Origin of the sequence: Loktanella sp. DJP18, from assembly GCF_049310965.1 — a bacterium.
Lineage (GTDB): Bacteria > Pseudomonadota > Alphaproteobacteria > Rhodobacterales > Rhodobacteraceae > Loktanella.
In genome coordinates this window covers 1-8,190 of sequence record NZ_JBMERN010000144.1, presented here as the reverse complement: position 1 = coordinate 8,190, position 8,190 = coordinate 1, and the positions used below count along the sequence as shown (strand labels likewise).

General features: G+C 61.6%; 4 protein-coding genes. All 4 read left to right on the top strand.

The window, feature by feature from the left end; translation table 11 throughout:
- Nucleotides 1-166 precede the first annotated feature (166 nt).
- The 4 genes from ACOI1H_RS21935 to ACOI1H_RS21920 all read left to right on the top strand — a co-directional run bounded on the left by ACOI1H_RS21935 (nucleotide 167) and on the right by ACOI1H_RS21920 (nucleotide 8,010).
- Complete coding sequence (locus ACOI1H_RS21935; RefSeq protein WP_422440176.1) at nucleotides 167-2,092, top strand: alpha-1,4-glucan--maltose-1-phosphate maltosyltransferase; 1,926 nt, start codon at nucleotides 167-169, stop codon at nucleotides 2,090-2,092.
- The gene (gene treS, locus ACOI1H_RS21930; RefSeq protein ID WP_422440174.1) at nucleotides 2,092-5,376 is read left to right on the top strand and encodes a maltose alpha-D-glucosyltransferase; all 3,285 of its coding nucleotides are present in this window, start codon (nucleotides 2,092-2,094) and stop codon (nucleotides 5,374-5,376) included. The genes ACOI1H_RS21935 and treS overlap by 1 nt, the downstream gene beginning before the upstream one ends.
- Complete coding sequence (gene glgB / locus ACOI1H_RS21925) at nucleotides 5,373-7,568, top strand: 1,4-alpha-glucan branching protein GlgB (RefSeq protein WP_422440172.1); 2,196 nt, start codon at nucleotides 5,373-5,375, stop codon at nucleotides 7,566-7,568. The genes treS and glgB overlap by 4 nt, the downstream gene beginning before the upstream one ends.
- A 73-nt stretch (nucleotides 7,569-7,641) precedes the next feature.
- The gene (locus ACOI1H_RS21920; RefSeq protein WP_422440170.1) at nucleotides 7,642-8,010 is read left to right on the top strand and encodes a hypothetical protein; all 369 of its coding nucleotides are present in this window, start codon (nucleotides 7,642-7,644) and stop codon (nucleotides 8,008-8,010) included.
- Nucleotides 8,011-8,190: the final 180 nt, after the last annotated feature.

The following is an 8,190-nucleotide window of genomic DNA, read 5'->3' as shown; positions in this document are numbered from 1 at the left end:
ACCTCGTCAAGGCGGCATGTTCGAAAGATAAAAGCCGCCAACGGGGAACGATCATCGTCGAACATCATTACTACTACGTAAAAAGCGATACGGATAAGGTACAGTACCAATGGCATCAGATCGTCAAGCGTCCCTAAGTTCGCTTCAGAGCCTCGGGGCTTCACGCATGGTCATCGAGGCCGTCAGGCCCGAAATCGATGCAGGGAAGTTTGCTGCAAAGGCGGTCATTGGCTGGCCCTTTGAAATTTCGGCTGACGTCTTCGGGGACGGTCATGAGGTCTTTGCAGCGGCGGTGCTGCATCGCGCAGAGGGTCAGGTGAACTGGACCGAGACGCGGATGCAGGCATTGAAGAACGACCGGTGGCACGCCGACATCACGTTCGATGAACTCGGTCGGCATACGTTCAAGATCATCGCCTGGCGTGACGTCTGGAGCACGTTGCGGCGCGATGCTGCAAAAAAGATCGCAGCCGGTCAGGACATCTCGGTCGAGATCGAGGAAGCGCGTCTGATGATCACCGACACGACGGCGAACCGCACGGATGCCAAAGCATTGAAGGTCTTGGAGAAGGCGCTGAAGAGCAAGGCCGCGGCGGAGGTGGTGATGTCCGACGAGACAGACATACTGATGCGCCGCGCAGGTCCGCGGGCCAATGCCTGCACCTATGACCACGAGATTCCGGTCTGCGTCGACCGCGAACGCGCCGCTTTCAGTGCCTGGTATGAACTTTTCCCGCGATCAACCGGTGAGCAGGGTGAGCATGGTACATTCCGCACCACGATCGACCGCCTGCCCTACGTCAAGGATCTGGGCTTCGACGTATTGTATTTCCCGCCGATTCATCCGATCGGATCGACAAACCGCAAGGGCAAGAACAATTCGCTGACCGCAGCACCCGACGATGTCGGCTCGCCCTATGCCATCGGATCGGACGCAGGCGGCAATTCGTCGGTACATCCCGACCTTGGCACGCTGGACGATTTCGACGCGCTGGTCGCCGCGGCGGCGGATCATGACCTCGAGGTCGCCATGGATATCGCGCTGAACGCCTCTCCCGATCATCCGTGGATCGCAGAGCATCCGGACTGGTTCGAGCGCAGGCCCGACGGCACCATCAAGTACGCCGAAAATCCGCCCAAGAAATACGAGGACATCGTCAATTTTCGCTACTATCTGGACGACGGCACGCCGAACGCGCCCTTCTGGGAAGCGATCCGGGATATGTTCCTGTTCTGGGCCGGGCATGGCGTGTTGTGCTTCCGCGTCGACAATCCGCATACCAAGCCATTTCCCTTCTGGGAGTGGATCATCGCCGAGGTGCAGGCAGCCCATCCCGGTGCGATTTTCCTGTCCGAAGCCTTCACCCGCCCCAAGGTGATGAAACGCCTGGCGAAGGTCGGGTTCAACCAGTCCTACAGCTACTACACCTGGCGGAACGATAAGACGGAGTTGACCGAATACCTGACGGAGCTGACGACCGAAGACTGCCGCCACTACATGCGGCCGAATTTCTTCGTGAATACGCCGGACATCAACCCGGTCTTCCTGCAGACCTCCGGCCGACCGGGATTCCGGACACGCGCCATCCTCGCGGCAAGCCTTGCAGGCAATTGGGGCCTCTATTCAGGGTTCGAGCTGTGCGAAGCGGCGCCCCTGCCCGGGCGAGAGGAGTACCTCGACAGCGAGAAGTATGAACTGCGGCACCGCGATTACGACGCGCCCAGCCACATCAAGGACGACGTTCGCCTGATCAATCGGGTCCGGCGCGAACAGCCCGCGATGCGCGATTTCACCAACCTGGAGTTCGAGGTCGCCCATGAGGACCGCGTTCTGTCCTATTCGCGGCACGATTCCGCGACGGGCAATTTCGTGTTCTTCCATGTGCTCATCGACCCCTTCGCCCCGGCGGAGTTCAGTTTCGAGGTTCCGCTGTGGAAGTTCGGGCTGGACGATCACGCCTCGATCGAGGTCGAGGATCTGATGAACGGCAACAGATTCACGTGGCACGGCAAATACCAGACCCTGCACCTCGACCCAGAATCCCGCCCTTATGCAATTTGGCGCCTGATCGCGCCGGGAGAACCCCGCTGATGACTACCCAGACCGACACGACCGCCGCCAAGGACACCGTTTTCGACTGGTACAAGGACGCGATCATCTACCAACTGCACGTCAAGGCGTTTCAGGACAGCAACGGCGACGGCATCGGCGATTTCGCTGGCCTGATGCAGCGGCTTGATTACGTGCAGGAGCTTGGGGTCAACACGATCTGGGTTCTGCCCTTCTACCCCTCGCCCCTCCGCGACGACGGCTACGACATTGCCGAATTCAAGGAAGTGAACCCGCAATACGGCACGATGGAGGATTTTCAGGCCCTCGTGGACGAGGCGCACCGCCGCGGGCTCAAGGTGGTGACAGAACTGGTCATCAACCACACCAGCGACCAGCACGACTGGTTCCAGCGCGCACGCCGCGCGCCCAAAGGCAGCCCCGAGCGGGACTTCTACGTCTGGACCGATGATCCGACGCAGTGGATGGACAAGACCCGCGTCATCTTCAACGACACCCACGACAGTAACTGGTCATGGGATCCTGTGGCCGAACAGTTCTACTGGCACCGCTTCTTCGACCACCAGCCCGATCTGAACTTTGATAATCCGGCTGTCCTGGAAGCGGTGCTGGACGTGATGCACTTCTGGCTCGACAAGGGTGTCGACGGCCTGCGGCTGGACGCGATTCCCTATCTGGTAGAGCGCGACGGGACTAATAACGAGAACCTGCCGGAGACCCACGACATTCTGAAGGCGATCCGCGCCGACCTCGACAAGCATTACGAAAACCGGATGCTGCTGGCCGAGGCGAACCAGTGGCCAGAGGATACCCGGCCCTATTTTGGCGACGACGACGAGTGCCACATGGGGTTTCACTTTCCGCTGATGCCACGCATGTACATGGCGGTCGCACAGGAAGACCGTCATGCGATCACCGACATCATCCGCCAGACGCCGGATATCCCAGAGAATTGCCAGTGGGCCATCTTTCTGCGCAACCACGATGAGCTGACGTTGGAAATGGTCACCGACCGCGAGCGGGATTACCTGTGGGATACCTACGCCGCCGACAAGCGGGCGCGGATCAACATGGGGATCCGCCGTCGTCTGGCCCCATTGATGCAGAACGACCGGCGCAAGATCGAACTGCTGAACTCCTTGTTGATGTCGATGCCCGGCACACCCGTCCTGTATTACGGCGACGAGATCGGGATGGGCGACAACTATTACCTCGGTGACCGCGACGGCGTGCGCACGCCGATGCAATGGTCCGCCGATCGTAACGCAGGCTTCAGCCGCGCCAGCCCGCAGCGCCTGTATCTGCCGACGATCCAGGACGAAACCTACGGCTACCAATCCATCAACGTCGAGGCGCAGCAGGCCTCGCCGTCGTCCTACCTGCATTGGATCAAGCGGATGCTTGCCGTGCGGTTGAAGCATTCGACCTTCGGACGGGGCGAAATCGACATCCTCTATCCGCAGAATCGCAAGATTCTGGCCTATATCCGCCGCACCGGCAAGCTGGGCGAGGAAGGGACTATTGCGATGCTTTGCGTCGCGAACCTGTCCCGTTCCGCGCAGGCGGCCGAACTCGATCTGTCAGCCTTCGCGGGCCGTGTCCCCGTTGAGCTGTCCGGCCAGTCCGCCTTTCCGCCGATCGGCGACCTGCCTTATCTGCTGACCCTGCCTGCCTACGGCTTTTACTGGTTCGAACTTGCCGACAGCGATCAGGCACCGTCCTGGCACTCGCCGGTCGCGGGCATCCTGCCCGACTTCCTGACGCTGACGACCCGCGACGGGCGGCTGTCCACGGCACTGGACGGACGCGAAGGGCGCGATTTCGTCAAGTCCACCCTGCCGCAATACCTGTCCCTGCAACGCTGGTTCGCCGGCAAGGGAGAGCGGACCGGGGCGGTGACCCTGCGCCAGCTGGGTGAGCTTTCGGACGGCAAGCATCTGCTGTCCATCGCCGACGTCGAGGTCGGTGGTGACATGCAGTCCTATTTCCTTCCTCTCTCGGCCGTCTGGCGCGAAGACGCACTGACCCTCGGCCCGCGCCTGCCCCACACGCTGTCCAAGCTGAGGCGCACCAACCGCGTCGGGGCGCTGATGGACGGTGCCGTCGACGAAGAGATGAGCATTGCCCTGCTGGAGGCGATGCGCAGCGGGCAGGACATGACGACCGGCGACACCACCCTGCGGTTCACCCGTTCCGATCGGCTGGACGAGGTCGAGACGGATACGGACGTGCGCCTGCTGCCCGGCGAACAATCCAATGCCTCCATCGCTTTCGGCGATCAGATCGTCCTGAAGCTTTACCGCCGCCTGCGCAGCGGCGTGCAGCCGGATATCGAGATTGCGCGCTTCCTGACCGACAAGACCGACTTCAGGAACGCCCCTGCCCTGCTGGGGACTGTCGACCTCGTCGATGACGAGGGTGCCGTCACGACGCTGGCGGCGGCTCTGGAATTCGTGCGCAACCAGGGTGATGCTTGGGCCTACATCACCGCGGCACTCGACCGCGATCTGCAGGCCCGCGAAGTTCTGCCGGTCGAGGAGCAGGAAGGCACCCTCATGGGTGGCACGCTTGATCTTGGCACCGTTCTGGGCAAGCGGACTGCTGAACTGCACCTCGCCCTCGGCAGCGGGTCAGGGGAATTCTCGAGTGAGCCACTGACGCGCGAGGACATCGCCACGCTGGTGGACGAAACCGAGGCCGAGATCGCAACGTTGATGGACAACCTGAAGGCATCGACGCTAGACGGGGACGCCCGCACGCTGGCGGACGATCTGCTGTTGCGCCGGGACGATATCGCCGAACGTTTCGCTGCATTGCGGGGCATGGAGCCCTCGGGTGCGCGCATTCGCATCCACGGCGATTATCACCTGGGTCAGGTGCTGGTATCACAGAACGATGTCATCCTGATCGACTTCGAAGGCGAACCGACCCGGCCCCTGCGTGAACGTCGCATCAAGACCTCGCCCTTGCGGGACGTTGCCGGCATGTTGCGGTCCTTCGACTATGCAACGTGGGAGGTCATGCGCCGCCGCGTCGATGCCGGGTCAAACCGGGACTGGGTCCACGAGCAGGCCAACGGATGGCGCGAGGCCACCTCTGCCGCGTTTCTGGCCGCCTACCGCGACACCATGAGCGATAGTCCGATCCACCCCGCAAGCACAGAGGTAGAGCGCGCCCTGCTCGACCTCTTTCTGATCCGCAAGGCAGCCTATGAAGTGGAATACGAACGGGCCATGCGGCCTGCGTGGATCGAGACGCCTCTGCATGGCCTCCTCGACATCCTGAACGGAAAGGACGCGGCATGATTGCCAGATCGTTTGACGACCAGATGGAATCCATCCTGCGGGGCCGCCACGGCGACCCCTTCAGCTTTCTGGGGCTGTTCGAGGCAGACAAGACCGTGACCGTCAATGTCTTCGCCCCCGACGCAGGAGAGGTGTGGGTCACGGACGCCAAGGGGCGCACTCTGGCCCAACTGGAAAAAGTCCATGCCGAAGGCTTCTTCTCGTCTGTCATCCCCGGCAAGAAGAAGCGCTTTGACTATCGCCTGCGGATGCAGGCGGGCGAGCATGAATGGGTGCGCGACGATCCCTATCGGTTCGGCCCGGTGCTGGGCGAGCTGGACGAATACCTGCTGGGCGAAGGCCGTCACGAAGAGCTTTACACCAAGCTCGGCGCGCACCTCGTCCAGCACGAAGGCGTCGCCGGGACATCCTTCGCGGTGTGGGCGCCCAATGCCCGGCGCGTCAGTGTCGTCGGAAACTTCAACGCCTGGGACGGGCGGCGGCACCCGATGCGGCGGCGCGGGGCATCGGGTGTCTGGGAACTTTTCGTCCCTGACGTTTCCCGCGGCGACAGCTACAAGTACGAAATCCTTGGCGTCCACGGTCATCTGCAGCCGTTGAAGTCAGACCCTGTCGGTTTTCGGGCCGAACAATCCCCCGGCACGGCGTCCATCGTCGAAGGCCGCGTCCGTCACACCTGGACCGACGACGGCTGGATTTCGGGCCGACCGCAGGATCTGCGCGACAAGCCCGTGTCCATCTACGAGGTGCATCCTGGCAGCTGGCGGCGCGGCGACGGCGACACAATCCTCGACTACGCCACAATGGGCGATCTGCTGATCGACTACATGACCGAGATGGGCTTTACCCACATCGAGTTCCTGCCCCTGTCAGAGCATCCCTTTACCGGGTCCTGGGGCTACCAGCCGATCGGCATGTATGCCCCAACCTCCCGCTTTGGCACGCCAGAGCAATTTGCGCAGATGGTCGACAGGCTGCACGGTGCCAATATCGGCGTCATTGTCGACTGGGTGCCTGCACACTTTCCGTCCGATGCCCACGGTCTGGCACAGTTCGACGGCACGGCACTATATGAACATGCCGATCCGCGGCAGGGGTTTCACAAGGACTGGAACACCCTGATCTACAACTTCGGCCGCCGCGAGGTGGCAAACTTCCTGCGCTCTTCGGCGATCTACTGGCTGAAGGACCTGCATGTCGATGCCCTACGCGTTGATGCCGTGGCCTCGATGCTCTACCTCGACTATTCGCGCGACGACGGCGAATGGATTCCCAATGCCTACGGCGGGCGCGAAAACCTCGATGCCATTGATTTCCTGCGTGGCACGAATGCACAGGTGGAACTGGCCGCCACGGGTGCGGCCACGATCGCAGAGGAAAGTACGGCTTTTCCCGGCGTCAGTCGCCCGATCGAAGAGGGTGGCCTCGGGTTCAACTTCAAATGGAACATGGGGTGGATGCACGACACGCTGCAGTACATGGCCGAGGAACCGATCAACCGGAAGTACCACCACGACAAAATGACCTTCGGTCTGGTTTACGCATTCTCGGAAAACTTCGTCCTGCCACTGAGCCATGACGAGGTCGTCCACGGCAAGGGATCGATGCTGGGCAAGATGCCCGGCGATCGCTGGCAGCAGTTCGCCAACCTGCGGGCCTACTATGGCTTCATGTGGGCGCATCCGGGCAAGAAGCTTCTCTTCATGGGGGGCGAATTCGGGCAGGAGCGGGAGTGGAACCACGACCGAAGTCTTGACTGGCACCTGTTGGACGATCCGGCCCACGACGGTGTGCGTCGCCTGATCGCAGACCTGAACGCATTGTATCGCGGCGAAGGTGCCCTGCATGAGCGCGACTGCGATCCTGCCGGATTTCAATGGATCGATGGCGGCAACAAGGACGACAACGTCTTCAGCTTCATCCGGTATGGACATGACGGGACCGATCCCGTCGTCGCGATCTGCAACATGGCCCCCGTCGTGCGCGAGGAATACGACACCGGCGTGCCGTCGTCCGGGGTCTGGCAAGAGGTTCTGAACACCGACGCCGCTGCATACGGCGGCAGCGGGACAGGCAACCCTGCGCCCCTGCATGCAAGCGATGAAGGTATGCACGGCCAACCGGCGCGGATCAGCCTGACATTGCCGCCTTTGGCGACCATCTTTTTGAAAGGAACTTCTTCTTTGCCGTGACTGTTCCTTTGTCGGCAAGACCAGCGTCAGCCGGGCAACTGTAGTGGAGGACAGTGGCGATGAGGGATCAGACATGAGCGCCGGTGGCGAGGTCCGCCACGACAGGATCATCATCGTCGAAAGCGATCTGCAGGTGGCCACCTGGTTGGCAGTCGCATTGCGCGAGCTGGGACTGGATATCGACAGTGTCCACCATGATTCCGACAGCGCCTTGGCTGCGATTCATGGCCTGAACTGCAGCCTGTATCATCCCCTCGTTATTCTGGATGGCGATCTGGGTCAGGGCGGCTCCGAGGTCATTGCCCGTATCCTGGCCAACAAAGGCGTGCGATTCATCTTGCACACCGACCGGGAACTGTCGTCCGACAGCGCCTTTCGCAACATGGCCTTTTCGGTTCTGCCAAAATCCAGGAACAAGAGCAGACTTGTTTCTTTACTGTAGCACTCGTCACGTAGGGTTCTCTTGCCGAACAATGTGGCAGTCGAGGATCCCGTGGCGGGGCCCCTGCCCCGAGAGTCGCGCGCCGCAGGTCCGGCGACCGTTGCAGTCGAATACGTGCGGCGCTGAGCGGCGAACGACTACGAGGCCAAGGCGGTGTCTGTCTGGACGCAGGATGGAGTG